Here is a 22,766-nt window from a genome sequence, read left to right on the forward strand (position 1 = left end):
CCATCTGAAAAGCGGAAGGTCGCCGGTTCGATCCCGGCCCTGGCCACCGCAAAAGCCTGCTGATCGCAGCAGGCTTTTTCTGTTTGACGCGGTCGTCGCTCGGAATCTCAGTCATCGAGATGGGCGAGTAGTCGCCGCGTGATCCGGTCGAGTGCCCGGCGATCCGCGGGCGACAGCACCGAGAGGATGCGCGTCTCGTTCTCGACATGCTCGGTGACGACGGTGTCGATGAGCCGGCGACCCTCACCGGTGAACGCGATCCGGATCGATCGACGGTCTTCGGGGTCGGCCGTCCGCCGTACCAGGCCGGCGCGTTCGAGGCGATCGAGGCGGCTCGTCATGCCGGCTCGGGACATCATGAGGGCGTCCGCGAGTGCCGACGGGCTGAGTTCATAGGGTTCCCCCGAACGTCGGAGTGCCGCAAGAACATCGAACTCGCCCCGCTGCAGTCCGTGTGCGGCGAACACCGACTCGATCTTCTCGGTGCCGACCGTCAGGAGGCGGCCCAGGCGCCCCAGGATCGCCATCGCCTCGACGTCGAGGTCCGGTCGTTCCCGTCGCCACTGGTCCTCGATCACGTCGACCGCATCTTTCTTCTGTTCGACCACCAGACAGACTCTATTCGATGGCATATAGTTCGATAACGAACTATATGCCATCGAATCAGTTTGGAGTCTGCCATGAACGCACCAACCCGCCCCGCCGCTATCCTGCGTCCCGAGGAGTCAGAGATCATCGGGGCAGGCCAGCCCGCGTCGGTGCGCCTGCTCATCGATTCGAACGAGGCCGGCGGCTCGGTCAGCACGGTCGAGGTGACCTTGGCCGAAGGCGCCGACGGAGCGACTCCGCACCATCACACGCTGTCGGATGAGGTGTTCTACGTAGCCGATGGGGAGTTGCAGGTGCTGGCCGGGGACGAGATCGTGACCGTCGCGGCCGGCGGCGCGCTGGTCGTTCCCAAGTTCATGCCGCACGCGTTCGGAGCCGCACCCGGCAGCTCCGCGCGGCTTTTCATCGCTCTCATGCCGGGCGTCGAACGACACGGCTACTTCCGATTCCTGGAGCGCCTCGCACTCGGCGAGGTCGAACCGGCCGATATCGAAGCGGCGCAACGCGACTACGACAACTACTTCGACGATGTGCCGCGCTGGTGGGAAGAGCGCAACGGCAATCGCCGCTGACGGTCTCTAGCCGTGTGAGCTATCTGCGCGACTTGGGCGCGCTGCGGGTACGCAGCTGCTCGCCGCGACCGGCCATCGCCTGCGCGACCAGGTCGGGGTGAGTGAGCAGATAGAAGTCGCCGGCGGCGGCCTGTGCGAAGACCTGCTCGGCGGCGTCGACGGGCGACATCGCGGTCTCGCGGAGCTGCAGCATCGCCTCGCGGGCGGCTTCGGATGCCGAGGTGTCGCCGGTGCTCTCGGCGCCGCCGGCCGACTGGAAGATGTTGCTGGCCACCGAGGCCGGCAGCACCGCAGCCACGGTGATGTCCAGCCCCGCGTCCTGCACGTCGACCAAGAGGTTCTCGGTGAGCGCGAGCACCGCGTGCTTGCTGATGATGTACGGCGCCTGCCGCGCCACCGTCACCACGCCGCCGATCGAGGAGAGGTTCCAGATGTGCGCCGGCGCGCCGGCCTCGGCCATCCGCGGCACGAACGCCTTGACCCCGTTGAAGACGCCGGTGACGTTGATGTCGAGCAGTCGATGCCAGTTGTCGACGGGGGTGTCCCACAGATAACCGAACTGCTCGATGCCGGCGTTGTTGATCAGCAGGGTGACCGGTCCGAGTTCGGCGTAGACCGCGTCGGCCCACTCCTGCACCTGCGCCAGGTCGCGGACGTCCACGCGGTGGGCGATGGCGCGGGCGCAGGAGGCGCTGAGCTCGCAGGCCACCCGCTGCGCCGCCTCCAGGTCGACGTCGCAGATCGCGACGGCCATCCCGATCGATGCCGCGTACCGAGCCAATCCCTCGCCGACGCCGGCGCCGCCGCCGGTGATCGCGAGAACCCCGCCGCCGAATACCTGTTCCGCACTGGTCATTTCTGATCCTCTCGTCCCGCGACGAGTCTTGACGTGGATCGGCCGGTTGCGGGTCACGGCTTCCATTGAGCGGGACTTGCCCGCTCCGAGACTCGCTGCTTCAGGAACCGTGGGCCTCAGGGGGCGTGGAAGGTGCCCAGGCCCGGGACCATCGTGCTGCGGCTGCCGGAATGCGCGTACGCGATCGCCGCGATCTGTCCGGCGCCGGTCGTCGCCATCGCGCTGGCCGAAATCGCCGGATAGACGCTGTCGGGGATGTCGGCGACCCCACTGGCGCCGGTGTTCAGGTTGATCCAGCGCACCTCGACGCCGATGGAATAGCGCATGGGTCCGGTGGCCATCGGGCCGGTCGCGGCGGTACCGAATTCGACGCGGCCGCCCCCGAGCCCGCTCGCCGACACGGTCTGGGTGGCGACGGGAACCGGGTCGCCCATGAAGAACGTGACCGGCACCTGGAACGGCGTATTCACCGCGATCGGTGGTTGTACGGGCGCGGCGCCGGCTTCGGTGGCGGCCGGCGCGAGCACGGCGCCGGCGATCAGCAACGATACTGCAGTGCGACGAAACATCTTGTGCAGCTTCATGATTGATTCCTTTTTGCCGAGGCGTTATTCGTTACCCTCAATACACTAACGTCCGTTCTCCAGTTGCGATGCCCGTTTCTCGATAGGTTCGTCCCGGGTACCGCCGTGTCGGGCACGTGACGCCCCGCAGGGGCCCGGGCAGAAGTCTGGCACCCGTGATGATCGATCCACGTAAGGAAAAAGTCATGGAACTCATCCCCGTCTCCGCCACCGCCAAAGGCCCTGTCGAGCGCTTCACCGGCGATGTCTACGTCACGCCGATATCGCCGGCGCTCGAGCCGATGTACTTGGCGGCGGGCACCGTGCATTTCATGCCGGGCGCGCGCACCAATTGGCATGTCCACCCGAAGGGGCAGATCCTGCATGTGTTGGCTGGCGTGGCCCTGGTCGGCACCCGCGACGGTGCCGTCATCGCCGCGCATGGCGGTGAGACGGTGTCGTGCGATCCGAATGTCGAGCACTGGCACGGCGCCACCGCGTCGAATCTCGCGGTGCACATCGCCATCGTCGAGGCGAGCGCCGACCATGACGGCACCGACTGGCTGGAGCCGGTGACCGAGGAGGAGTACGCCGCCGCGCAGGTGGCCGCACTGGCTCAGTAGCCTCAGCACGGCGTTCGGCCGGGCGAGTAGCGTCGGATCGGTGGACGAGATCCGGGAGATCGCCAGGCGGCGCCTGTCTACGTTCGTCCCGCGCAGTCATGCCCTGGACGGTCGCCGGAGCGCGGCGGTCGCGCTGGCGGTGAGCACGGTCGCCGGTCGACCGGGCATCTGGCTCACCCTGCGGCCCGACGGAATGCGTGAGCATGCCGCCCAATTCGCGTTGCCGGGCGGCAGGCTCGAACCCGGTGAGACGCACGAGCAGGCGGCGCTGCGCGAACTGGAGGAGGAGCTGGGGGTCGAGGTTGCCCAGGACCAGATACTGGGCCGGCTCGATGACTACCCGACGCGGTCTGGCTACGTGATGACGCCGATCGTCTGCTGGGCGGGCGAGGATCAGGTGCTCGCGCCGAACCCCGGCGAGGTGGCCGAGGTGTTCCATCTGACCTATGACGACCTCGACGTCGAGCCGCGGCTGCTGACCATTCCGGAGTCCGATCGGCCGGTGCTGCAGTTGCCGCTGCTGGGTCGACGCGTGCATGCCCCGACGGCGGCGATCATCTATCAGTTCATCGAAGTCGTGCTGCGCGGCCGGTCGACGAGGGTGGATCACTACGAGCAGCCGGTGTTCGCTTGGCAGTGATCTACATCACTTCTGGAAGGTATCGGACCGTGGTCCGGTTACTCTTCAACGAAGCCCGAACAACATCAATCGATCACACCGAGGAGTCATCATGACCGCACCCGCCATCTCGCATCCGCTTCCCGCCGGCAGCACCTGGGAGGTCGACCCCGCCCACACCACGGTCACCGCGACCGTCCGGCACCTCGGTCTGTCCAAGGTGCGCGTCAACTTCCTCACCTTCGGCGGCACCATCACGATCGCCGAGGACGGCACCCCGTCCGTGACCTCGCAGGTCGACGTGACCTCGATCGATTCGCGCAACGAGCAGCGCGACGGCCACCTCAAGTCCGGCGACTTCTTCGACGCCGAGCACAACCCGACCGCCACCTTCGTATCGACCGGTGTCCGCGCGGGCAAGGGTGAGAACGAGTACCTGGTCGACGGCGAGTTCACCATCCGCGGCGTCAAGAAGGCCGCCACGCTGGAGCTGGAGTTCCTCGGCGTCAGCGCCGGAATGGGCGCCGGCGAGGTCGCCGCGTTCGAGGCGTCGGTCAACCTGAACCGCAAGGACTTCGGTGTGAGCTTCGACGGCGCGCTCGCCGACGGCAGCGCCGTGGTCAGCGACAAGGTCGTGCTGACCTTCGAGATCGAGGCTGTGAAGCAGTAGCCAGCACGCAGTGAGCCGCACCCCACGACAACAGGGGTGACCCGGAACCGGCCCGTTGGCAGCACCCTGCCGACGGGCCGGTTTCCTATACTTCAGGGCAGATGCGTGTCGCACTAGAGCGACGCCTGCCCAGGAAAGCGGGGCCGCGGGTGCGGTGGGAGTGGCTGAACAGGATCCCGGGGGCTGACCTGTTCGCGTTCATCGGAGGAGACGACGGCTACCCGGCTCGGGACTGGTCGCAGGTCACCATCGAGACGCGGCGCCGGCTCGCCAAGCGGATCCTCATCATGATCACGATCGGCATCGCCGGCGGTAACGCCGTCGCGGCCATCGAAACCCTGGTGATGATCAAGCTGGCCATGTCGGGTGGTCGCATCGATTTCCTGACGGCATACAGCAACGACACCATTCCCACGCTGGTCGCGTTGATCGTCGGGATTGCGGTCGGACTTATTCTGGGCCGGCGAATGATCGTGCAGCAGCTCGACTGGTTCGTCAGCGGCAGGCCTGCCGGTCCGGCTCGGCGGCGGGCGATCGTGATGATGCCGATGTACCAGGTCTACGCCACGCTTGGCGCTTGGTGCGCCGGCGTGATCGTCTACGAGGTCACGGCGATGTCGACGGGTGTCTCGTTGGCCGTCATCACGTCGGCGTTCGTGATGGCAGCGGCCTCGGCATCCTGTATCAACTACCTGGTCGTCGAGCGGGTGGCGCGCCCACTTGCGTCGGCTGCCCTCGAGGGCGCGGTCGTGGTCCGCCCGATTCTGGGTGTGCGGGAGCGGATGACCGCCATCTGGCTGGTCAGCTGCGCGGTGCCGGTCGCCGGAATCATCACGATCAACATCGGTCGCCTGCTCAACTGGGTGCCGAAGTCCAGCACCGTGATCGACGTTCCGATCGTCGTTCTCAGCGTGATCTGCGTGGCCGCCGGTATCCGCGCCACCGTGCTGGTGTCCCGGTCGATCACCGACCCCCTACACGGCATGCAGCGTGCGATGACGCAGGTGCGCCGCGGCAATACCGACGCTCACCTCGAGGTGTACGACTCCTCCGAGCTCGGCGTCCTGCAAAAGGGTTTCAACGACATGGTGGCCGGCTTGGCGCAGGGGGCCCAGGTGCGCGATCTGTTCGAGCGCCATGTCGGCGGGGGCGTCGCCGAGCAGGCGCTGACGCATGGCACCGCTCTCGAGGGCCGCAACTGCTTCGTCGCGGTGCTGTTCGTCGACATTCAGGGGTCGACGCGGCTGGCGGAATCGGCGGCGCCGGAGGCGGTGGCGCAGACGCTCAACGCCTTCTTCTCCACGGTGGCCGATGTGGTCGATCGATATGACGGCTTCATCAACAAGTTCGAAGGCGACGCTGCGCTGGTCGTCTTTGGTGCTCCCCGCGAACTGGACAATCCGGCCGCGTCGGCGCTGGCCGCGGCGCGCCATCTGCGCACCGCGCTGGCCGATCTCGAGCCGCTGAAGTTCGGCATCGGGGTGTCGGCCGGAACGGCGTTCGCCGGCAATATCGGCGCCGAGCGGCGCTACGAGTACACGGTGATCGGCCGGCCGGTCAATGAGTGCGCACGGTTGTCCGAGGTCGCGAAGTCCGTGCGCGCCAACGTCGTTGCCTCGGGTGCTGCTGTCAAGGCGGCTCCCGACGAGGCCGAGTACTGGCGATCGATGGGGTCGATGGTGCTGCGCGGCCACAGTTCGCCGACCAAGCTCTTCTATCCCGCCGGGGCCCTCGACCCGGCGATGGGGGACATCGCGACATTCGTCGGCAGCCTGGTCAAATGGCCGTTCCGGCGGCCGCACGCCGACGCCGGCGACGCCGCGGGTGCCCGCGCGCCGGTCTCCGAAGATCAGTAAGGTCGAGCCATGAGTGCATGGTCCTGCGCAGATATCCCTGATCAGGCCGGGCGGACGTTCGTCATCACCGGCGCCAACAGCGGCCTCGGAGCTGAGGCGACGCGCGCGTTGGTCGGGGCCGGCGCAACGGTGGTGATGGCGTGTCGTGACCTCGCGAAGGCGCAGCAGGTCGCCGACGGCCTGGGAGCCGACAGTGACCGCGTGCGGATCGGTGCGCTGGATCTCGCCGACCTGTCGTCGGTCCGGGCCTTCGCTGACACCGTAGATTCTGCCGACGTGCTGATCAACAATGCCGGCGTGATGGCGCTGCCGCTGCGCCGGACCGTCGACGGATTCGAAATGCAGTTCGGCACAAACCATCTCGGTCATTTCGCGCTGACCGGACTGCTCCTGCCGAAGATCTCCGATCGCGTCGTGACGATGTCGTCGGGGCTGCATCAGCTGGGCAAGATCGATCTGGAGGATCCGGACTACAACTCGCGCAAGTATCAGCGGTGGCCGGCGTACGGGCAGTCGAAGCTGGCGAATCTGCTGTTCGGCTACGAGCTCGCCCGGCGTTTGGAGTCGTCCGGATCGTCGGTCAAATCGATCGTCGCCCACCCGGGTTACGCCGACACCGGCCTGCAGTCGCATACCGAATCGGTGTGGGACAGGCTGATGGTCATCGGTGATCTGATGGCGCAGAGCGCCGCGGACGGGGCCTTGCCCGGGTTGTATGCCGCTACGTCGTCCGAGGCGCGGAGCGGAAAGTTCTACGGCCCCACCAAGTTCGGCGGAATGCGCGGCGCGCCGGGGCCGGCGAAGTCGAATCGACGCTCACACGATGAGCGCACGGCGGCGGGCCTGTGGGCGCTGTCCGAACAGCTCACCGGCGTGCAATACGCCTTCTGACATCGTCCTTGTGACGGTCGGCATTCTGAGCACGAGACCTTCGAACGGGAGTATGGACATGGCGTGGAGCCCGAAGGACATTCCGGATCTGACGGGCCGGAGATTCATTGTCACCGGGGCCAACGGCGGCCTCGGCGAGATCAGCACCCGCGAGCTGGCGGCGCATGGCGCGTCGGTCGTGATGGCCTGCCGCAACGTCGAGAAGGCGCAGCGGATCGCTGACGAGATCAACGGTGCGGGCACTGCCGGGGATGTTAGTGTCGCCCGCCTCGATCTCGCCGATCTACGGTCGGTGCGTGAATTCACCTCGGAGCAGGACGAATTCGACGTGCTGATCAACAATGCCGGCCTGATGAACCTGCCGATGCGACGGACCGTCGACGGCTTCGAGATGCAGTTCGGTGTCAACCACCTCGGGCATTTCGTGCTGACCGCGCAGCTGTGGAGCAAACTGCAGGATCGCGTGGTGACGCTGGCGAGCATCGCCCACAAGCAGACCCCGAAGCTCTGGGTCGGCGACCTGAACTACGAAAGCCGCCGCTATCAGCGGAATCTCGCCTACGCGCAGTCGAAGCTGTCCAACCTGATGTTCGCTCGGGAGCTGCAGCGTCGCCTCGATGAGTCCGGCTCGACGAAGAAGTCGTTCGCGGTGCATCCCGGGGTCTCGGGTACCGACCTGTTCGCCGGTACCGAGCTGTCGTTGGTCGACCGGGTCGGCAAGCAGGGCGCCAAGCTGGTCGGGCATGCGCCGAAGTACGCCGCCAGGTCGACGCTGTATGCGGCGACGGTGCCGGACGCTGATCCGCATACCTACTGGGGCCCAACGGGAATCGGCCAGATGCGCGGACCGGTCGGGGCGTCCGCGTCCAACAAGCTGTCGCAGAATCAGGCGCTGTGGGAGCGGCTGTGGGACGAGTCGGAGCGGATGACGGGCGTCAACTTCGTTCCCTGAGTTCCCGGCTTCACCACACCCCGAGCGGCCGGAACTGGACGCTCACCCGTGGGCCGACGCCGGAGGTCTTCGGCACCGCGTGCTCCCAGGTGCGTTGGCAGCTGCCGCCCATCACCAGCAGATCGCCATGTCCCAGAACGAATTTCAGCGACGATCCGCCGCCGCGGGGACGCAGCAGCAGTGGCCGGGGAGCGCCCAGGGACAGGATCGCGACCATTGTGTCCTGGGTCCTGCCGCGACCGATGGTGTCGCCATGCCACGCGACGCTGTCGGCGCCGTCGCGGTAGTAGCAGCAGCCGGCGGTGGCGAAACCCTCGGGGAGCTCGGCGCGGTAGTGCGCGGTGAGACCGTCTCGGGCAGTGTCCAGCAAGGGATGTGGCAGCGCCGCAGTCTCGTCGTAGGTGCAGACGAGGCGGGGGACGGGCAGCATGCGGTCGTACATCTGACGCTTCTCAGCGCGCCAGGGAACGTCGTCGATGAGCGTCGCCAGGAGTTCGTCGGCGCCGCCGATCCAGCCGGGGCGTAGATCCACCCACGCGCCGTTGGTCAGCCCTCGCCGCCGCATCGCGTTTCCGCCGAGCGGGTTGACACAGGCTTCGCCGCCCACTTCCTCGAAGAGGGTTGCCTGCCAGGATGATCGGGCGTCCATGATCAGCGGAGTGGCGGCGGATCGGCGCAGCCTGCCGGCAGTCCGGGCAGGAGGTCGACGGTCATCATCCTCGCCTGGTGGCTCTGCCAATCGATCGCATCGAACATATATTCGACTATACAGCCTTCTGCTGCGTCTGACTTCGCGACCTGACCGGTATCTGCTCGGCCATGACGTCGTTCCGGAGAGTCGGCCGAGGTACTGGTCGCGCAGCCGTGATGCAAACGACAATCATTGTCGACAAGGGCGTGGCGATGGGCTACGGTAAGTCCAATCGTTAATGACAACCATTTCCATTAAACCTGGCGGTCGCGACCCTGTGCGCGACCGTCAAGATCCGAAAGATGAAGGTTAGCAATGAAACTCGGCAAATCCATCGCAGCCGCGGTGCTGGTGGCGGGCGTCGCGTGCGCGACCAGCACGGCATGCAGTAGCTCGAGCAACGACTCCGCCGATTCCGGGGGCAAGCTGAACGTCGTCGCGACCATCAATGCCTGGGGCAGCATCGCCAGTCAGCTCGGCGGCGACAAGATCCACGAGACGTCCATCATCACCAACCCCGACACGGATCCGCACGACTACGAACCCACACCTGCCGACGGGCGTGCGGTGGCCAAGGCTCAGGTGGTGATCGCCAACGGCATCGGATACGACTCGTGGGCGCAGAAGCTCCTGGCCGCAAATCCCGCCAGCGGACGCACCGAACTCAACGTCGGCAACACGCTGGGCATCCCGGACGACGGCAATCCGCACCAGTGGTATTCGCCGGACTCGGTGCTCAAGACGGTCAACAACATCACCGACAGCTACAAGAAGGCCGACCCCGCGGACGCGGCATATTTCGATACCCAGCGCGACAACTTCGTGGGAACCGCGCTGGCGAAGTACAACGCACTCATCGCCGACATCAAGGCGAAATTCAGCCAGACCCCGGTGGGCGCCAGCGAGTCGATCTTCGCCCCCTTGGCGCAGGCGCTCGGCCTCGATCTGGTGACTCCGCCGACATTCCTGAAGGCGATCAGCGAGGGCACCGACCCCTCGCCCGCCGACAAGTCGACCATCGACCAGCAGATCGCCGATCGAAAGATCAAGGTCTACGTGTACAACTCGCAGAACAGCACCCCCGACGTTCAGGCGCAGGTGGATGCAGCGAAGGCACACAACATCCCGGTGGCGACCGTGACCGAGACCCTCGCGCCGGAGGGTGCGACGTTCCAGGATTGGCAGAGCAACCAGCTGCAGTCGCTCGAGAATGCGTTGAGTACGGCGTCGGGACAACGATGACCGCCGTCGACGGTGGGGCGCGCGCGGCCAGCGCCCCACCCGAGGCTCACGAACCAGCCGTCAGTTTCAGGCAGGTGACGGTCTCCCGTGGGGATCGAGTGATCTGGGCCGACGCAGACCTTGCGGTGCTACCCGGACAGTTCGTCGCCATCGCGGGCCCGAACGGGGCAGGGAAATCGACACTGCTCTCGGCCGTCCTCGGCCAGGTCCGTCACCGGGGTGTTGTGGAAGTTCTCGGCGGCAGTCCGCGGTCGGCCGCCGACCAGATCGGCTACTTGCCGCAACGACGTAATTTCGCTGGGGGAGTAAGGATCCGGGGCGTCGACATCGTGCGCCTGGGGCTCGACGGGCACCGCTGGGGCGTCCCGCTGCCGTTGCCGCGCCGGTTGCGCTCCGGCACGGCTGATCCGGATCGTCGCGTCGCGGACATCGTGGCCGAGGTGGGGGCGCAGGACTATGCGCATAGGCCGATCGGGCATTGTTCGGGCGGCGAGCAGCAGCGACTGCTCATCGCGCAGGCGCTTGTTCGCAGCCCGCGGCTGCTGCTCCTGGACGAACCGCTGGACAGCCTCGACATGCCCAGTCAGGCGGCTATCAGCGCACTGCTCCGGGACATCTGCAAGCGACACGACATCACCGTCATGATCGTCGTCCACGACATCAACCCCGTGCTCGCGAACCTGGATCAGATCATCTGCGTCTCCAGCGGCAAGGTGTTCTCGGGCAGTCCCGACGAACTGCTCACATCCGAGCGACTGACCGCGATCTACGGGGTACCCATATCCGTGGTCGACGACGGACGCGGGGGCAAATTCGTTGTGGGACACGAAATGACGCCTCATCACCAGCGGGCGCTCTGATGGATCCCCATCTCACCTGGAACCTCGTGACCGATGTCCGGCAGATGCTGGAGTATCAATTCATGGTCAACGCGCTGCAGGCGGGAACGATCGTGGCCGTGGTCGCCGGCGCCGTCGGCTGGTTCATGGTCCTGCGCCGCGAGAGTTTCGCCGGCCACACCCTCGCGCTGATCGGCTTCTCGGGAGCGGCCGCTGCCACGTGGCTGGCGATCCCGGTGAACTTCGGCTACTTCGGGGCATGTATCGCCGCGGCGGTCGTCATCGGGTGGCTCACCGTCGGCAAGGGTGGGAATTCGACGGAGAAGTCTGCCGTCATCGGAATCGTGCAGGCCTACGCGCTCGCTGCCGGGATGCTGTTCATCGGTCTGTACAAGGGCTTTTCGTCCGGCCTCACAAGCATGCTCTTCGGAACCATTGCAGGAGTGAGCCGTTCACAGGTCGAGACGCTGGCCGTTGCCGCCGTCGTATGTCTGGTGGGCCTGGTCGCCCTGGGCCGGCCGCTGCTGTGGACGTCATTCGATCCGCTGACCGCGGCCGCCCGCGGAGTTCCGGCCGTGGCGGTGGGGATCGCCTTTCTGGTGCTGCTCGGAGTCGCGTCGGCAGGCACGAGTCAGGTGACCGGCAGTCTCCTCGTGTTCGCCCTTCTTGTCGCTCCACCCGCAGCGGCACAACGTCTTACGGCCAACCCCGTACGGAGTCTGGTGCTGTCGGTGGTGATCGCGCTCGCGGTCACCTGGCTGGGGATGACATTCGCCTTCTATACCACCTACCCGATCGGGTTCTGGGTGGCGAGCTTCGGTTACGGCGCGTACCTGTGCGGTATCGGGGCCGGTTCCTACCTGGAACGCCGGAGCAGGCAGCCCGTCCGCACCCCGGAGCCGGTGGCCGGCTGATGGACATGTTCGATCATGCCTTCGTAGTCCACGCGCTGGTCGCCGGCAGCGTGATCGCCGTGTTGTGCGGTCTCGTCGGCTACCTGCTCCTGCAGCGCGGCGAGATCTTCGCCGGCGACGCGCTGGGTCACGTGGCGTACACCGGCGCGATGGCGGCGCTGGCGTTGGGTGTCGCCGCCCAGCTCGGCCTGTATGTTGCGGTGGTCGTCGCCGGGGCGATACTGGCGCTCACCACCTTTCGGCCCGGCGCGACGACCGGGGGACAGAGCGACGACGCCGACACCGTGATCGGCGCATTCTTCGCCTGGATGATGGGTCTCGGCGCGCTTCTCCTCACCGTGTACACGACGCACCGTAGCGCGGCGCACGGCAATGCGAACGTCAGCGTGTTGTTCGGCAGCATCTTCGGGATCAGCGCGACCGCGGTGCTGTACGCGGTGGTGATATCCGGGATCGCCGTCGCTGCCGTTCTCGTGATCGCCCGACCGTTGCTGTTCTCCACGATCGATCCGGCCGTGGCGCGCGCACGCGGTGTGCCGGTCGTCGTCCTCGCCGTCGTGTTCCTTGCTTTGACGGGCATCGCCGTGGCGGAGGGATCGCAACTCGTCGGGTCGATCGTCGTACTCGGCCTGCTGTCCGCCCCGGCGGCGTCGGCGGCCCGGATCACGGCGCATCCCTGGCGCGCAATCGCATTGTCGGCGGCTCTGGCGGTCGTGTCCGTGTGGGGCGGCGTCATCGCCGCTTACCAGTTCCCCAAGGCGCCGGTGAGTTTCACCATCATGACGGTGGCCGTATCCATATACGTGGTCACTCTTGTCGCCGGACGGTCGGCTGCGGCATTCCGCCGCGCTCCGCGGGGTGCCGGCGCCTGACGAGGCGTGGGTACACGACAAAGGAACGCGCGGTCCTGGCCGTACTCGACCAGGACGACCGCTTCCGCAGCGCGCAGCAATTGCGGGCCGAGATCCAGCGCCAGTCGACGGCTATCGGACTGGCGACCATCTATCGGATACTTCATCGCTTCGCGAGCTCTGGGATTGCCGAAGGTCAGCGATCGGAGCAAGGTGAAGAACTGTTCCGCCGCAACGATTCGACAGGGCATCATCACAACCTGGTCTGCCGGCAGTGCGGGCGAGCCGAACCCTGGGCGAGCGAGGAGGTCGAGCATCTCACCGAGAATCTTGCACGCAGACACCGGTATTCACAGATACGGCATTGCATCGACATCTACGGGGTCTGTCCCGACTGCGGGGCCGAGAGATCGAAAGAAATGAGAGGGTAGTGAACTGATGACAGGACTGGTACATCGAACGGTCGCCGTGGTCGCCACTGGGCTCACCGGGGCTGTCGCCTACGACGGAGTCAAGGCGTTGTCGCGAAAGCTCGATTGGCGTTCAGCAGCCGTCCGCGCGACGGAGCTGACGATAGTCGGGACCCGACACCTCGAGACCCGCGCGGAGGAGCTCCGGCTCGCCGCCGGCGACATCGTGGCGGAAGCGCGCGAGCGCGTGGGCGAAGAGACTCCCCCGCCGGCCGCCGCCGGCAGCGCCGACCACGATCACGATCACTAGTCGATGATCACCAGATCTGATGCCGCCGGGAGGCTGCGCGTCACGATCGATCCGCTGCGGGGGAGTGTCGCCCGCGCCGTGGTGATCGAGGACGCGGTCAAGACGCTGCCCGGCGTGCGCGCCGTGCACGCGTATCCCCGATCCGCCTCAGTGGTGGTGTGGTATTCGGCCAGACGAACCGAGGCGGACGCCATCGTCGCCGAGATCGAACGGTCGGCGTCGACCACGCCGCTCTCAGGCCCCGCCCGGCAGCCCTATTCCGCGGACGTCGCGAACGCGGCCATTCTGCGCATGGTCGTCGGCGGTGGGGCGCTGGTGCTCCTCGGAGCGCGCCGGTACGTCGCGCGCCGCCCACCGCTGCTCGGTCCGACGAGTCGCACTTTCGCGACGGGCGTCACGATCTTCACCGGCTATCCGTTCCTGCGCGGAGCGTCGCGCACGTTGATGCGGGGTAAGGGGCCCGGCACCGATGTATTGGTCTCTGCCGCAACGATCGCCAGCCTGATCCTGCGCGAGAACGTCGTCGCGCTCACCGTCCTGTGGCTGCTCAACATCGGGGAGTATCTCCAGGACCTCACGCTGCGGCGGACTCGGCGGGCGATCTCCGAGCTGTTGTCGGGAACCGCTGATCAGGTGTGGATCGTCGGCGCTGATGGTGCCGAGGTCCAGGTGGATATCGCCACGGTCCAGGTCGGGGATCAGGTGGTGATCTACGACCACACCGCCCTTCCGATCGACGGCGTGGTTGTCGCCGGGCAGGCGATAGTCGACCAGTCGATGATCACCGGGGAGACCCTGCCGGTCTCGCTCGAGACCGGCGCCGATGTCTTCGCGGGCACCGTGGTCATCCAGGGCCGAATCGTCGTGCGCGCCACTGCGGTCGGCGCCGACACCACGGTGGCGCGCATCATCGAGCGGGTCGAGCACGCGAACGAGGACAGGGCCCCCATCCAGACGGTGGGGGAGAACTTCTCCAAGCGGTTCGTGCCGATGTCGTTCGGGTTGTCGGTGGTCACGTTCCTGGCGACCGGAGACCTGCGGCGCGCGATGACGATGCTGCTGATCGCCTGCCCCTGCGCGGTCGGCTTGTCGACACCGACGGCGATCAGCGCCGCGATCGGAAACGGTGCCCGGCGCGGAATCCTCATCAAGGGCGGGTCGCATCTGGAGCTCGCCGGGCGGGTCGATGCGCTGGTGATCGACAAGACGGGCACCCTGACCCGCGGCCGGCACATCGTCACGAACGTCGTCTCCTTCTCCGACGACTGGACTCCGGAGCAGGTGCTCGCCTACGCCGCGAGCTCCGAGATCCACTCACGGCACCCGCTGGCGAAGGCGGTCATCCAGTCGACAGAAGAGCGGCATATCGAGATTCCGCAGCACGAGGAGTGCGAGGTGCTGCTTGGTCTGGGTATGCGTACCCGGGCCGATGGCCGAACCCTGCTCCTCGGCAATCGCGCGCTGCTGGTCAATGAGGGCGTCGACGTGGTGCCGGAAGCCGACGACTGGGTCGCGACGCTGCAGGCGACCGGAGACACCCCACTGCTACTGGCCTCCGATGGGATTCTCGTCGGACTGATCAGCCTGCGCGATGCGATACGGCCGGAGGCCGCACAGGCGCTGGCCGACATCCGGGCGAGCGGGGTCAGCCGCGTGGTGATGCTCACCGGCGATCACCCCACGACCGCGGCCGCCGTCGCCGAAGCGTTGGGGATCACCGAGTGGCGTGCGGAGGTGCTGCCCGACGACAAACTCGCCGCGGTCGCCGAACTCAAGGCGGCCGGCCACATCGTCGCCATGGTGGGCGACGGCACCAACGATGCTCCCGCACTGGCGCTTGCCGATCTCGGCATCGCGATGGGGCTCGCCGGCACCGATGTCGCCGTCGAATCCGCCGATGTGGCGCTGGCCGGCGACGATCTGCGAAGCGTCCTGGTGGTCCGCGATCTGGGCGGGGAGGCCGTGCAGGTCATCCGGCAGAACTACGGCATGTCCATCTCGGTCAACGCGCTCGGGATGGTGGCCAGTGCGCTCGGGCTGCTGACGCCGGTGCTCGCCGCGATTCTGCACAACACGTCGTCGCTGGCAGTGGTGGCGAACAGTGCTCGTCTGGTCCGGTACTCGCAGTAGTCGGAGGCCGACGACCAACGACGGTGTTTCGCCCATTTCGGGCGCCCATCGCAATTACGCCATTGATGAATGGCACTTTTGGTACTGTCGAAGTATGACGTTGGCAATGCGGTCGGATGATCGGTCCGAGGCCTATCGCGAAAAGGTGCAGATCCTGTCCGAGGGGTCGGTACGTCGAAGCTTCGATGCCTATCGGGACATCGATTGGGACGCGCCCGAGATGCAGGTGTCTCGCGACGACGAACGCTGGATTCTCGGCGACGAGGACCCGTTCGCCGCCCATCCCTGGTATCGGTCGCAGTCGCGTGAGCGTCAGATCGAGATGGGCATCTGGCGAATGGCGAATGTCGCGAAGGTCGGTCTGCAGTTCGAGTCGGCGCTGATCCGCGGCATCCATCAGTACGTGCAGAAGCTGCCCAACGGGGCCCCGGAATTCCGGTACGCGGTGCACGAGGCGGCCGAGGAATGCCAGCACACGTTGATGTTTCAGGAGTTCGTCAACCGCACGGGTGTCGATACGCCCGGCATGCCGCGCTGGGCGCGGATGGCGCTGCCACTGATCCCGGTCGTCCTCGCGCATTGGCCGCCGTACTTCTTCGCCGGTGTGCTGGCCGGTGAGGAGCCGATCGATCATCAGCAGAAGACGATGCTGCGGGCCGCGGAGATGCACGGGCATCCGTTGTTCGCACAGATCATGGCGATCCACGTCGCCGAGGAGGCGCGGCACATCTCGTTCGCGCATGAGTATCTGGCGCAACGGATTCCGCGGATGACCCGGCGGCAGCGACGCTGGTTCGCGTGGACGCTGCCGATCACCATGCGGGTCGCCTGCGACCTGATCATCAAGCCGCCCATGTCGATGCGCCGCGAGTTCGGGATTCCGGCGTCGGTGATGCGCGAGGTCTATTGGGAACGACCGGAATCGCGAAAGATCCTGAGCGACTACTTCGCCGATGTGCGCATGCTGGCGGAAGACCTGGATCTGATGACGCCGGGTGCCCGGCGGGTCTGGCGCGCGCTGAAGATCGACGGCGAGGTATCGCGATACCGCAGCCAGCCGGCTACGGATCGGCCGGCGGCCTAGTCAGGCTCGGGTCCATTCGACCGGAGCGAATCCGTTGCCGGACATGAATCGAGCCATCGCGCGCAAGTACTGAGGTTGCCCCAGATGCAGGATATGGTTTCCGGGGAACCAGTGCAGCTGGCTGTGATCCCAGTGCTGCCAGAGCATTTCAGACTGCGCCGGCGGAGCGAGCCGATCGCCGAGTCCGACGACGATGAACCGGCGGTCGTGCGGGACGCGAGCCGGGTAGGTCAGCGGCGACGAATAGCGCAGGGCGCGCACCGTCAGTTCCTTGTCGATCGATCCCCAGCGCAGACCCTGATCCAGGACCGGCTGGATCGGCAGCCAGCCGGGAAGTAGATCGCCGATGCTGGCGACCGGGACGTTGGGAATTGCGACCTGCCAGCGATCGTCGGTCGCGGCCAGCAGCGCGGTCGTGTACCCGCCCAGCGAGATGCCGGTCACGCCGATCTGTTGTACGCCAGTGGACTCCAGATAGTCGGCGAACAACCGGAAGTCGTGAATCGACTGTGCCATAGCCTCATTGAGGCCGCAGATGCCGTGCGAGAAGAAGCCATGACCGCTGAACGGTGAGAACTGCGCGGCGCGCTGGCCGTGAAACGGCAGGGTGTACAACAGAACGTCGTATCCCTGCTGAAAGAACCACGACAGCGAGAAGAACGCCGCATTGAGCAGGTACGCCGAGCCCATGAACCCGTGCACGACACAGAGTGTGGGACGGGGCCCGTCGAGGTGACGCCAGTGCTGAGCATGCGCGAAGGTGTTCGTCTGAAAGCCGGACCACCATTCGTTCAGCGCGGGGTTGACTGTCTGGTAAGGGCTTTCGAAGCTGATGTTCTCCACCGTGCCGCCCGAGGCCATCGCCCGGGCGAATGGATTGGCCGGGCGAGAGCGCACCAGGACGCGCTCGGTCGGGCGGGGAAACGACTGATCGACGTCGCCGAGCTCGGCGAGTTCGGCGTAGAACGGCAGATTGTCGCGTTCGCGCGCGGGCACGGTGTGGCCGATCACCACCGGCGCGATGGACGCCAGCAGGGTGATGCAGCCGCCGGTGCGGAAGGCGATATCGGCTGCCGCGGTAGTCTCCGTGACCAGCCGGGTGGTGAATGGCAGGTCCTTGATGGCGGGGATGCCGCTGACGGTGGCATCGCGGCCGTGACCTCGGCGGTTGACCGCGGTAGGCCGGCTCGCGGGGGCTCGAGTCATGCGCCGAGAATACCGGTACCAGCGGTACCGTACTAGCGGTTCGGCAATTCCTTGCCGGAGTCAGCGCAGGCGAGCGAGGCGGGCCGCCGCCTCGACGATCACCTTGTCGTCCTTCGCGAATGCGAAGCGCACCATGTGCTGCCAGGTCGCGGCGTCGTCGACGAAGGCGCTGACCGGGACGGCGGCTACACCGGCCCGCTCCGGCAGCGTTCGGCAGAACTCGTCGCCATCGTGAAATCCCAGCGGTCGCGGGTCGGCGCAGACGAAATACGTTCCCTCGCTTCGGTGCACACCGAATCCCGCTTCCCGCAGGGCATCTGAGACCAGCGTGCGTTTGCGTTCGAGTGCGGCGGCGGATTCGGCGACCCAATCCATCTCGTGGTCGAGGGCGTGAGCCACGGCCGGCTGGAACGGTCCGCTGCCGACATAGCTCATGAACTGCTTCGCGGTCCGCGCCGCGCCGACCAGATCGGCCGGGCCCGACAGCCAACCGACCTTCCAACCGGTGACATTGAAAGTCTTTGCCGCACTGGAAATACGGATGGTGCGCTCGCGCATTCCGGGCCAGGTTGCCAGAGGATGGTGCTTGCGACCGTCGAAGATCAGGTGCTCGTACACCTCGTCGGCAACCGCGATGACGTCATGCTCCTGGCACAGCTGCGCGATCAGTGTCAGGTCGTCGTCGCTGAGCACCGTTCCGGTCGGGTTGTGAGGCGAATTGATGATGATGGCGGCGGTCCGCGGGCCGAACGCGGCGGTGAGCGCATCGCGGTCGAGCGCGAACCCGTCGCCGTCGGGGACGAGTGGCACCACCCGCCGGACCGCGCCGGCCATGGCGACCGCCGCGGCATAGGCGTCGTAGTACGGCTCGATCAGGATCACCTCGGCCCCCGGCTCGACCAGGCCGACGATGGTGCCCGCGATGCCCTCGGTCGCGCCGACCGTGATGAGCACCTCCCGGTCCGGGTCGTAGTCGAGGCCGTACTCCGTCGATTGATGCCGGGCGACGGCCTGGCGCAACTCGGGGACGCCGGGGCCGGGCGGGTACTGGTTGTGCCCGTCCGCGATCGCCTGTTGCGCCGCGGCCAACATGGACGCGGGACCGTCGGAGTCGGGAAAGCCTTGGCCGAGGTTGATCGCCCCGTGTTCCGTCGCGAGGCGCGACATTTCGGCGAAGATCGTCTCGGTGAACGGCTGCAGACGCTGGACGGGATGCCGGGATACCACTGTCATGCGATCAGCTAACTCGGATTCGCCGCCTCGTGTCGAGGCACGTACGGTTGATCGGTGACCTCTTTCCCGCCGAATCCGCCGCAAGGACCGGCCGGCCCGGGTCCATCCGGGCAGGGTAGCGGGCCCGCGGTTCCGACGCCGCCACCGGCGCAGCCCGGACCGGGCTACCCGCCGAGCCCGTACGGCCCGGCGTACGGTCGCCCGCCCTATGGCCAGCCGCCGTCGTTCCCGCCGCCACCCGGTTCGGTCCCGCCGGGTTCGGTTCCACCCGGTTCGGTCCCTTTCGGGTCGATGCCCCCGGTCCCGCCCGGACGACCGGGCATGTCCAACCGGATGTTCACGCTCCTCGTCGTGGGCGCGGTGCTCGCGATGATCGGCATCGCCGTGGGCGTGGTGTTCGCGGTGTCGAAGGCGGGCAACGACCGCCGGGCCGAGGTCGGCAACTGTCTGCAGGTAGTCCAGACCTCGCCGGCGAAGCTGCGGAACGTCAGCTGCGACGACCAGAGCTTCAACTACATCGTCGCGGCGAAGGTCGACAAAGGTCAGTCCTGCCCGACGAAGGCGTACGGCTACGTCGCCGCCGAGGACGGCAGCCGGCTCTGCCTGACGCCGAGCTACCGCGAGGGCAAGTGCTACCTGCTTGATCAGCGCGGCAAGTATACGAAAATCACCGATTCGGATTGCGACGCAACCACATCCGATGGCCAGCATGTGATCAAGGTCGTGGCCCGGGTCGAGTCCACTGATGTCCCGAATTGTCAGGACAGTCGGCTCGAGATCAAGGTGAGCTATCCGCAGCCGTCGCCGATCGGATACTGCCTGCTGGTGCGTGATGACGAACCGCAATTGACCGATCCGTATGGACAGGGATCCCCGTCCGGGCCGGATTCGCCCTATGGGTCCGATCCGGATTCGCCCGATCCCGGACAGTCGGACTCGCCGACCACCCCCGGCACCGGAAGCCTGCCTACGATCTGACCCATGACCACCGCATCGGCGACTCCGCCCGCATCGCCGGGCCGTCGGCGGCACTGGTGGCCGCTGATCGGCGGGGTCGCGGTCGCCGTGGTCGTGGTGCTCGCGGTCCTGGGCCTCGCGGCCCTGCTGTTCGGCTGGAAGGACGGCAAGTCGGTCAACCGCACGGACATCGGCATGTGCATCACCGTGTCCGGGAGCGCTCCGGACGACGTGCACAGCCACAAGACCGACTGCGACAACCAATCGCTGAATTATTACGTCACCGACAAGCAGGCCTCGGTGGCGGATTGCAAGGCGGCGAACGGCTTCTACGCGACGATGTCGGACAGCCGCAGCCACCAGGTGTTGTGCCTGACGCCGAATATGCGAGTGGGCAGCTGCTATCAGGATGGTGACCGGGTGGCTCTGCGTCAGGTCTCGTGCACGACCCCGTCGAACGGCGCGGCGCCGGTGCTGCGGGTGACGCAGCGTGTTGCCGCGACGACCGTTCCCGAGTGCGGCGACCCCGATACCCAGCAGGTCCGCGTATTCGGCGACGCGCCGGACGGTCCGATCGGCTACTGCGTCTCGATCCAGGGCGATCTCACTTTCACTCGACCCGACTGACGGCTGCCCGATTTGTCGGTGATGATGGCTACGGTGGGGCCATGACTTCCTCAGCGCTCGCTTTTCAGGTGACCATCGACTCGAAAAACCCGCATGCACAGGCGGATTGGTGGGCGGCCGCGCTCGGCTGGCAGGTGGAGCCCAGCGATGAGGCGATGATCGAAGGCCTCGTCGCGGCGGGCCATGCGCGCGAGGAGGACACGCTGCGCTGGAACGGCCGGCTCGTATGGCGCATCGGGCAGGCGATCGTCGACCCCGATCATCCCGACCGGCCGCGGGTGCTGTTCCAGTCGGTGCCAGAGGACAAGATGGCGAAGAACCGGCTGCACCTGGACGTGCGGGCCGGTGACGATCGACAGTCGAAGGTCGACGAGCTCGTCGCGGCCGGTGCCACCTGGCTGCATGACGGCCGGGTCGGGCAGAGTGTCTGGACCACGCTGGCCGACCCGGAGGGCAACGAGTTCTGCGTCTCCTGACCAGGCCCGTGCTTCTCTTTCCGGCGTGTGTCACGTTGCGGGCACCCGTCTCGTCGTAGTGGTGTCAGCAGTTCACGTCCCACCCCGGGAGGAAGCCATGTCCGCTACCCGAGTCCCCGCCGTCGCACCCGCCGACGCCTCGACGCTCATCAAGGTCGGCTACAAGTTCGCCCGTCACCAGTTCGGTGAGGTGCCCGAGCCCTTCGCGGTGCTGGCACAGCATCCGAAGTTCTTCATGGCGGCCGCGCGTCACGAGCAGTCGGTGCAGAAGGCGATGGACCGGCCCGGCGGAATGCGCAAGGAGATCAGTCATCTCGCCGAGTTTCGGGTCGCCACCACGATCGGGTGCTCGTGGTGCGTGGACTTCGGCCAGATGCTGACCCGATTGGACGGGCTGGACGTCGAGAAGATGCGGCGGATCGCGGATTTCGAGACCGACTCGAGTTTCAACGACGACGAACGCGCCGCGATCCGGTATGCCGACGCGATGACCGCGACGCCCACCGCCGTCACCGATGAGCAGGTCGAGGATCTGCGAATTCGCTTCGGGGACAAGGCGGTCGTTGAACTCACCTACATCATCTCGCTGGAGAACCAGCGCGCCCGGATGTACTCGGCGCTCGGCATCACCGACCAGGGATTCTCGACGGATTCCTGCCGGGTCCCGTGGGCCACCGAGGCGTAGCTACGAGTCGGCGAAAGTGACGGTGGTGAGCTTCTCGATGTTGGCCACATCGTAGGCCGCGATGATTCGTCCCTCGGAGACGGCCATCGCGGTCACGCGGCAGCCGACCGGCGAATCGGGGGCGTAGGTGAGCAGCCCCAGCCGGCCGTTGATGTACACGACTCGGTTGCGGGTCGTGAAATCCTCGCCGTACTTGCGACTGAGTCCGAGCAGGAAGCCGCTGACGTTCTTGACGCCGTGCAGCACGTTGACCGCGGTGCGGGCGGTGCCGTTGGAGTCGCCAGTGAACGTCACGTCCGGGTGCAGCAGCGGCACCAGTGATTCCAGGTCGCCGGAGGCCATCGCCGCGACCACCAGGCCGAGGACCTCGTTGTGCTCGTCGGCGGACGACGGTTCCGGTGCCGCCGCGACCGCCCGGCGCCCGCGACTGGCGAGTTGCCGCGCGGAATCGACCGAGACATCGAGTATCTCGGCGATCTGTGCGAAGGGCACGTCGAACGCGTCGTGCAGGACAAACGAGACGCGTTGTTGCGGCGGCAGGGTGTCGAGCACGACCATCATCGCCATGCGGGCGCCCTCGTCGGCGACCACCGCGGTCAGCGGATCGTCCGGCGCGTCCAGTTCCTGGACGATCGGCTCCGGCAACCATTGGCCGATATAGCTTTCCCGCCGCGACGCCGCCGAACGCAGCTTGTCGATACACAGCCGACTCACCACGGTCGTCAGCCAGGCGGCCATGTTGTCGGGCCGGTTGTCGTTGGTGGACAATCGGATCCACGCTTCCTGCACCGCGTCCTCGGCGTCGACGACGCTCCCGGTCAGTCGGTAGCCGACCGACAGCATGCGCGGCCGCAGTTCCTCGAAATCATCGGTGAGCGTGGGCGTACTCATGGCCTCAGG

The 22,766-nt window shown here is 66.7% G+C and carries 26 protein-coding genes; 19 read left to right on the forward strand and 7 right to left on the reverse strand.

Annotated features, from left to right (window positions below; genetic code table 11):
* Nucleotides 1-107: 107 nt before the first annotated feature.
* Nucleotides 108-608, reverse strand: coding sequence for a MarR family winged helix-turn-helix transcriptional regulator (locus G341_RS0105120; RefSeq protein ID WP_018178036.1), 501 nt, complete (start codon nucleotides 606-608; stop codon nucleotides 108-110).
* A 72-nt stretch (nucleotides 609-680) separates the two neighbouring features.
* Here G341_RS0105120 and G341_RS0105125 point away from each other — a divergent pair, with 72 nt between their 5' ends.
* The gene (locus tag G341_RS0105125) at nucleotides 681-1,181 is read left to right on the forward strand and encodes a cupin domain-containing protein (RefSeq protein WP_018178037.1); all 501 of its coding nucleotides are present in this window, start codon (nucleotides 681-683) and stop codon (nucleotides 1,179-1,181) included.
* Between the two features lie 19 nt (nucleotides 1,182-1,200).
* Here the strand turns inward: G341_RS0105125 and G341_RS0105130 are convergent, their stop codons facing one another.
* Nucleotides 1,201-2,037 (reverse strand): SDR family NAD(P)-dependent oxidoreductase, encoded by an 837-nt coding sequence (locus G341_RS0105130; protein ID WP_018178038.1) that lies wholly within the window; start codon nucleotides 2,035-2,037, stop codon nucleotides 1,201-1,203.
* Between the two features lie 116 nt (nucleotides 2,038-2,153).
* Complete coding sequence (locus G341_RS22925; protein ID WP_018178039.1) at nucleotides 2,154-2,621, reverse strand: hypothetical protein; 468 nt, start codon at nucleotides 2,619-2,621, stop codon at nucleotides 2,154-2,156.
* 185 nt (nucleotides 2,622-2,806) lie between these two features.
* On the opposite strand from G341_RS22925, the gene G341_RS0105140 reads away from it, so the two are divergent.
* From G341_RS0105140 to G341_RS0105165, 6 genes are all read left to right on the forward strand, one after another.
* A complete protein-coding gene (locus G341_RS0105140) occupies nucleotides 2,807-3,223 on the forward strand; it encodes a (R)-mandelonitrile lyase (RefSeq protein WP_018178040.1) in 417 nt (138 codons plus the stop codon).
* 40 nt (nucleotides 3,224-3,263) lie between these two features.
* On the forward strand, nucleotides 3,264-3,863 hold the full coding sequence (locus G341_RS0105145) for an NUDIX hydrolase (protein ID WP_018178041.1): 600 nt from the start codon (nucleotides 3,264-3,266) through the stop codon (nucleotides 3,861-3,863).
* A gap of 91 nt (nucleotides 3,864-3,954) precedes the next feature.
* On the forward strand, nucleotides 3,955-4,512 hold the full coding sequence (locus G341_RS0105150) for a YceI family protein (RefSeq protein WP_018178042.1): 558 nt from the start codon (nucleotides 3,955-3,957) through the stop codon (nucleotides 4,510-4,512).
* Nucleotides 4,513-4,613: 101 nt separating this feature from the next.
* Nucleotides 4,614-6,368, forward strand: a complete 1,755-nt coding sequence (locus tag G341_RS0105155; protein ID WP_155826788.1) for an adenylate/guanylate cyclase domain-containing protein — start codon at nucleotides 4,614-4,616, stop codon at nucleotides 6,366-6,368.
* A 9-nt stretch (nucleotides 6,369-6,377) separates the two neighbouring features.
* Complete coding sequence (locus G341_RS0105160; RefSeq protein ID WP_018178044.1) at nucleotides 6,378-7,259, forward strand: oxidoreductase; 882 nt, start codon at nucleotides 6,378-6,380, stop codon at nucleotides 7,257-7,259.
* Between the two features lie 58 nt (nucleotides 7,260-7,317).
* Nucleotides 7,318-8,211 (forward strand): oxidoreductase, encoded by an 894-nt coding sequence (locus tag G341_RS0105165; RefSeq protein ID WP_026303266.1) that lies wholly within the window; start codon nucleotides 7,318-7,320, stop codon nucleotides 8,209-8,211.
* 10 nt (nucleotides 8,212-8,221) lie between these two features.
* On the opposite strand, the gene G341_RS0105170 is transcribed toward G341_RS0105165, so the two are convergent.
* Nucleotides 8,222-8,860, reverse strand: coding sequence for an alpha-ketoglutarate-dependent dioxygenase AlkB (locus G341_RS0105170; RefSeq protein WP_018178046.1), 639 nt, complete (start codon nucleotides 8,858-8,860; stop codon nucleotides 8,222-8,224).
* Between the two features lie 357 nt (nucleotides 8,861-9,217).
* Between G341_RS0105170 and G341_RS0105180 the strand changes: the two genes are divergently transcribed.
* The 8 genes from G341_RS0105180 (at nucleotide 9,218) to G341_RS0105210 (ending at nucleotide 16,682) form a co-directional block, all read left to right on the forward strand.
* A complete protein-coding gene (locus G341_RS0105180) occupies nucleotides 9,218-10,144 on the forward strand; it encodes a metal ABC transporter solute-binding protein, Zn/Mn family (protein WP_018178048.1) in 927 nt (308 codons plus the stop codon).
* Between the two features lie 74 nt (nucleotides 10,145-10,218).
* On the forward strand, nucleotides 10,219-11,004 hold the full coding sequence (locus tag G341_RS21075; protein WP_245556918.1) for a metal ABC transporter ATP-binding protein: 786 nt from the start codon (nucleotides 10,219-10,221) through the stop codon (nucleotides 11,002-11,004).
* Nucleotides 11,004-11,897 (forward strand): metal ABC transporter permease, encoded by an 894-nt coding sequence (locus G341_RS21080; protein ID WP_018178050.1) that lies wholly within the window; start codon nucleotides 11,004-11,006, stop codon nucleotides 11,895-11,897. Before G341_RS21075 ends, G341_RS21080 begins: the two co-directional genes overlap by 1 nt.
* Nucleotides 11,897-12,769 carry a metal ABC transporter permease gene (locus tag G341_RS21085; protein ID WP_018178051.1) on the forward strand — a complete coding sequence of 291 codons (873 nt, stop codon included), beginning with the start codon at nucleotides 11,897-11,899 and terminating at the stop codon, nucleotides 12,767-12,769. Before G341_RS21080 ends, G341_RS21085 begins: the two co-directional genes overlap by 1 nt.
* A complete protein-coding gene (locus G341_RS23430; RefSeq protein WP_081622439.1) occupies nucleotides 12,766-13,179 on the forward strand; it encodes a Fur family transcriptional regulator in 414 nt (137 codons plus the stop codon). The genes G341_RS21085 and G341_RS23430 overlap by 4 nt, the downstream gene beginning before the upstream one ends.
* Nucleotides 13,180-13,186: 7 nt before the next feature.
* Nucleotides 13,187-13,468 carry a DUF1490 family protein gene (locus G341_RS0105200; protein WP_018178052.1) on the forward strand — a complete coding sequence of 94 codons (282 nt, stop codon included), beginning with the start codon at nucleotides 13,187-13,189 and terminating at the stop codon, nucleotides 13,466-13,468.
* 3 nt (nucleotides 13,469-13,471) lie between these two features.
* Nucleotides 13,472-15,598: a heavy metal translocating P-type ATPase gene (locus G341_RS0105205; protein ID WP_018178053.1), complete on the forward strand. Its 2,127-nt coding sequence runs from the start codon at nucleotides 13,472-13,474 to the stop codon at nucleotides 15,596-15,598.
* Nucleotides 15,599-15,692: 94 nt separating this feature from the next.
* Nucleotides 15,693-16,682: an AurF N-oxygenase family protein gene (locus tag G341_RS0105210; protein ID WP_187329163.1), complete on the forward strand. Its 990-nt coding sequence runs from the start codon at nucleotides 15,693-15,695 to the stop codon at nucleotides 16,680-16,682.
* On the opposite strand, the gene G341_RS0105215 is transcribed toward G341_RS0105210, so the two are convergent.
* Nucleotides 16,683-17,888 (reverse strand): alpha/beta hydrolase family protein, encoded by a 1,206-nt coding sequence (locus G341_RS0105215; protein WP_018178055.1) that lies wholly within the window; start codon nucleotides 17,886-17,888, stop codon nucleotides 16,683-16,685.
* A gap of 60 nt (nucleotides 17,889-17,948) precedes the next feature.
* Nucleotides 17,949-19,121: a pyridoxal phosphate-dependent aminotransferase gene (locus tag G341_RS0105220; protein ID WP_018178056.1), complete on the reverse strand. Its 1,173-nt coding sequence runs from the start codon at nucleotides 19,119-19,121 to the stop codon at nucleotides 17,949-17,951.
* A 321-nt stretch (nucleotides 19,122-19,442) separates the two neighbouring features.
* Between G341_RS0105220 and G341_RS0105225 the strand changes: the two genes are divergently transcribed.
* From G341_RS0105225 to G341_RS0105240, 4 genes are all read left to right on the forward strand, one after another.
* Entirely contained in the window at nucleotides 19,443-20,099 is a 657-nt protein-coding gene (locus tag G341_RS0105225) for an LppU/SCO3897 family protein (protein ID WP_018178057.1), read from the forward strand.
* Between the two features lie 3 nt (nucleotides 20,100-20,102).
* Nucleotides 20,103-20,705 (forward strand): hypothetical protein, encoded by a 603-nt coding sequence (locus tag G341_RS0105230; protein WP_018178058.1) that lies wholly within the window; start codon nucleotides 20,103-20,105, stop codon nucleotides 20,703-20,705.
* A gap of 41 nt (nucleotides 20,706-20,746) precedes the next feature.
* Nucleotides 20,747-21,181, forward strand: coding sequence for a VOC family protein (locus tag G341_RS0105235; protein ID WP_026303269.1), 435 nt, complete (start codon nucleotides 20,747-20,749; stop codon nucleotides 21,179-21,181).
* Between the two features lie 97 nt (nucleotides 21,182-21,278).
* Nucleotides 21,279-21,866: a carboxymuconolactone decarboxylase family protein gene (locus G341_RS0105240; RefSeq protein ID WP_018178060.1), complete on the forward strand. Its 588-nt coding sequence runs from the start codon at nucleotides 21,279-21,281 to the stop codon at nucleotides 21,864-21,866.
* Here G341_RS0105240 and G341_RS0105245 read toward each other — a convergent pair whose 3' ends face one another.
* Complete coding sequence (locus tag G341_RS0105245) at nucleotides 21,867-22,757, reverse strand: sigma-70 family RNA polymerase sigma factor (protein ID WP_018178061.1); 891 nt, start codon at nucleotides 22,755-22,757, stop codon at nucleotides 21,867-21,869. It lies immediately after the preceding gene.
* Between the last annotated feature and the right edge of the window lie 9 nt (nucleotides 22,758-22,766).

Source organism: Jongsikchunia kroppenstedtii DSM 45133, assembly GCF_000380485.1.
GTDB lineage: Bacteria > Actinomycetota > Actinomycetes > Mycobacteriales > Mycobacteriaceae > Jongsikchunia > Jongsikchunia kroppenstedtii.

What these genes read in the sequence shown, in the direction of transcription:
- G341_RS0105125 (WP_018178037.1), top strand. Translation starts at nt 681, where the DNA reads ATGAACGCACCAACCCGCCCCGCCGCTATCCTGCGTCCCGAGGAGTCA.
- G341_RS0105130 (WP_018178038.1), bottom strand. Translation starts at nt 2,037, where the DNA reads ATGACCAGTGCGGAACAGGTATTCGGCGGCGGGGTTCTCGCGATCACC.
- G341_RS22925 (WP_018178039.1), bottom strand. Translation starts at nt 2,621, where the DNA reads ATGAAGCTGCACAAGATGTTTCGTCGCACTGCAGTATCGTTGCTGATC.
- G341_RS0105140 (WP_018178040.1), top strand. Translation starts at nt 2,807, where the DNA reads ATGGAACTCATCCCCGTCTCCGCCACCGCCAAAGGCCCTGTCGAGCGC.
- G341_RS0105150 (WP_018178042.1), top strand. Translation starts at nt 3,955, where the DNA reads ATGACCGCACCCGCCATCTCGCATCCGCTTCCCGCCGGCAGCACCTGG.
- G341_RS0105155 (WP_155826788.1), top strand. Translation starts at nt 4,614, where the DNA reads ATGCGTGTCGCACTAGAGCGACGCCTGCCCAGGAAAGCGGGGCCGCGG.
- G341_RS0105160 (WP_018178044.1), top strand. Translation starts at nt 6,378, where the DNA reads ATGAGTGCATGGTCCTGCGCAGATATCCCTGATCAGGCCGGGCGGACG.
- G341_RS0105165 (WP_026303266.1), top strand. Translation starts at nt 7,318, where the DNA reads ATGGCGTGGAGCCCGAAGGACATTCCGGATCTGACGGGCCGGAGATTC.
- G341_RS0105170 (WP_018178046.1), bottom strand. Translation starts at nt 8,860, where the DNA reads ATGGACGCCCGATCATCCTGGCAGGCAACCCTCTTCGAGGAAGTGGGC.
- G341_RS0105180 (WP_018178048.1), top strand. Translation starts at nt 9,218, where the DNA reads ATGAAACTCGGCAAATCCATCGCAGCCGCGGTGCTGGTGGCGGGCGTC.
- G341_RS21080 (WP_018178050.1), top strand. Translation starts at nt 11,004, where the DNA reads ATGGATCCCCATCTCACCTGGAACCTCGTGACCGATGTCCGGCAGATG.
- G341_RS21085 (WP_018178051.1), top strand. Translation starts at nt 11,897, where the DNA reads ATGGACATGTTCGATCATGCCTTCGTAGTCCACGCGCTGGTCGCCGGC.
- G341_RS0105200 (WP_018178052.1), top strand. Translation starts at nt 13,187, where the DNA reads ATGACAGGACTGGTACATCGAACGGTCGCCGTGGTCGCCACTGGGCTC.
- G341_RS0105205 (WP_018178053.1), top strand. Translation starts at nt 13,472, where the DNA reads ATGATCACCAGATCTGATGCCGCCGGGAGGCTGCGCGTCACGATCGAT.
- G341_RS0105210 (WP_187329163.1), top strand. Translation starts at nt 15,693, where the DNA reads ATGACGTTGGCAATGCGGTCGGATGATCGGTCCGAGGCCTATCGCGAA.
- G341_RS0105215 (WP_018178055.1), bottom strand. Translation starts at nt 17,888, where the DNA reads ATGACTCGAGCCCCCGCGAGCCGGCCTACCGCGGTCAACCGCCGAGGT.
- G341_RS0105220 (WP_018178056.1), bottom strand. Translation starts at nt 19,121, where the DNA reads ATGACAGTGGTATCCCGGCATCCCGTCCAGCGTCTGCAGCCGTTCACC.
- G341_RS0105225 (WP_018178057.1), top strand. Translation starts at nt 19,443, where the DNA reads ATGTCCAACCGGATGTTCACGCTCCTCGTCGTGGGCGCGGTGCTCGCG.
- G341_RS0105230 (WP_018178058.1), top strand. Translation starts at nt 20,103, where the DNA reads ATGACCACCGCATCGGCGACTCCGCCCGCATCGCCGGGCCGTCGGCGG.
- G341_RS0105235 (WP_026303269.1), top strand. Translation starts at nt 20,747, where the DNA reads ATGACTTCCTCAGCGCTCGCTTTTCAGGTGACCATCGACTCGAAAAAC.
- G341_RS0105240 (WP_018178060.1), top strand. Translation starts at nt 21,279, where the DNA reads ATGTCCGCTACCCGAGTCCCCGCCGTCGCACCCGCCGACGCCTCGACG.
- G341_RS0105245 (WP_018178061.1), bottom strand. Translation starts at nt 22,757, where the DNA reads ATGAGTACGCCCACGCTCACCGATGATTTCGAGGAACTGCGGCCGCGC.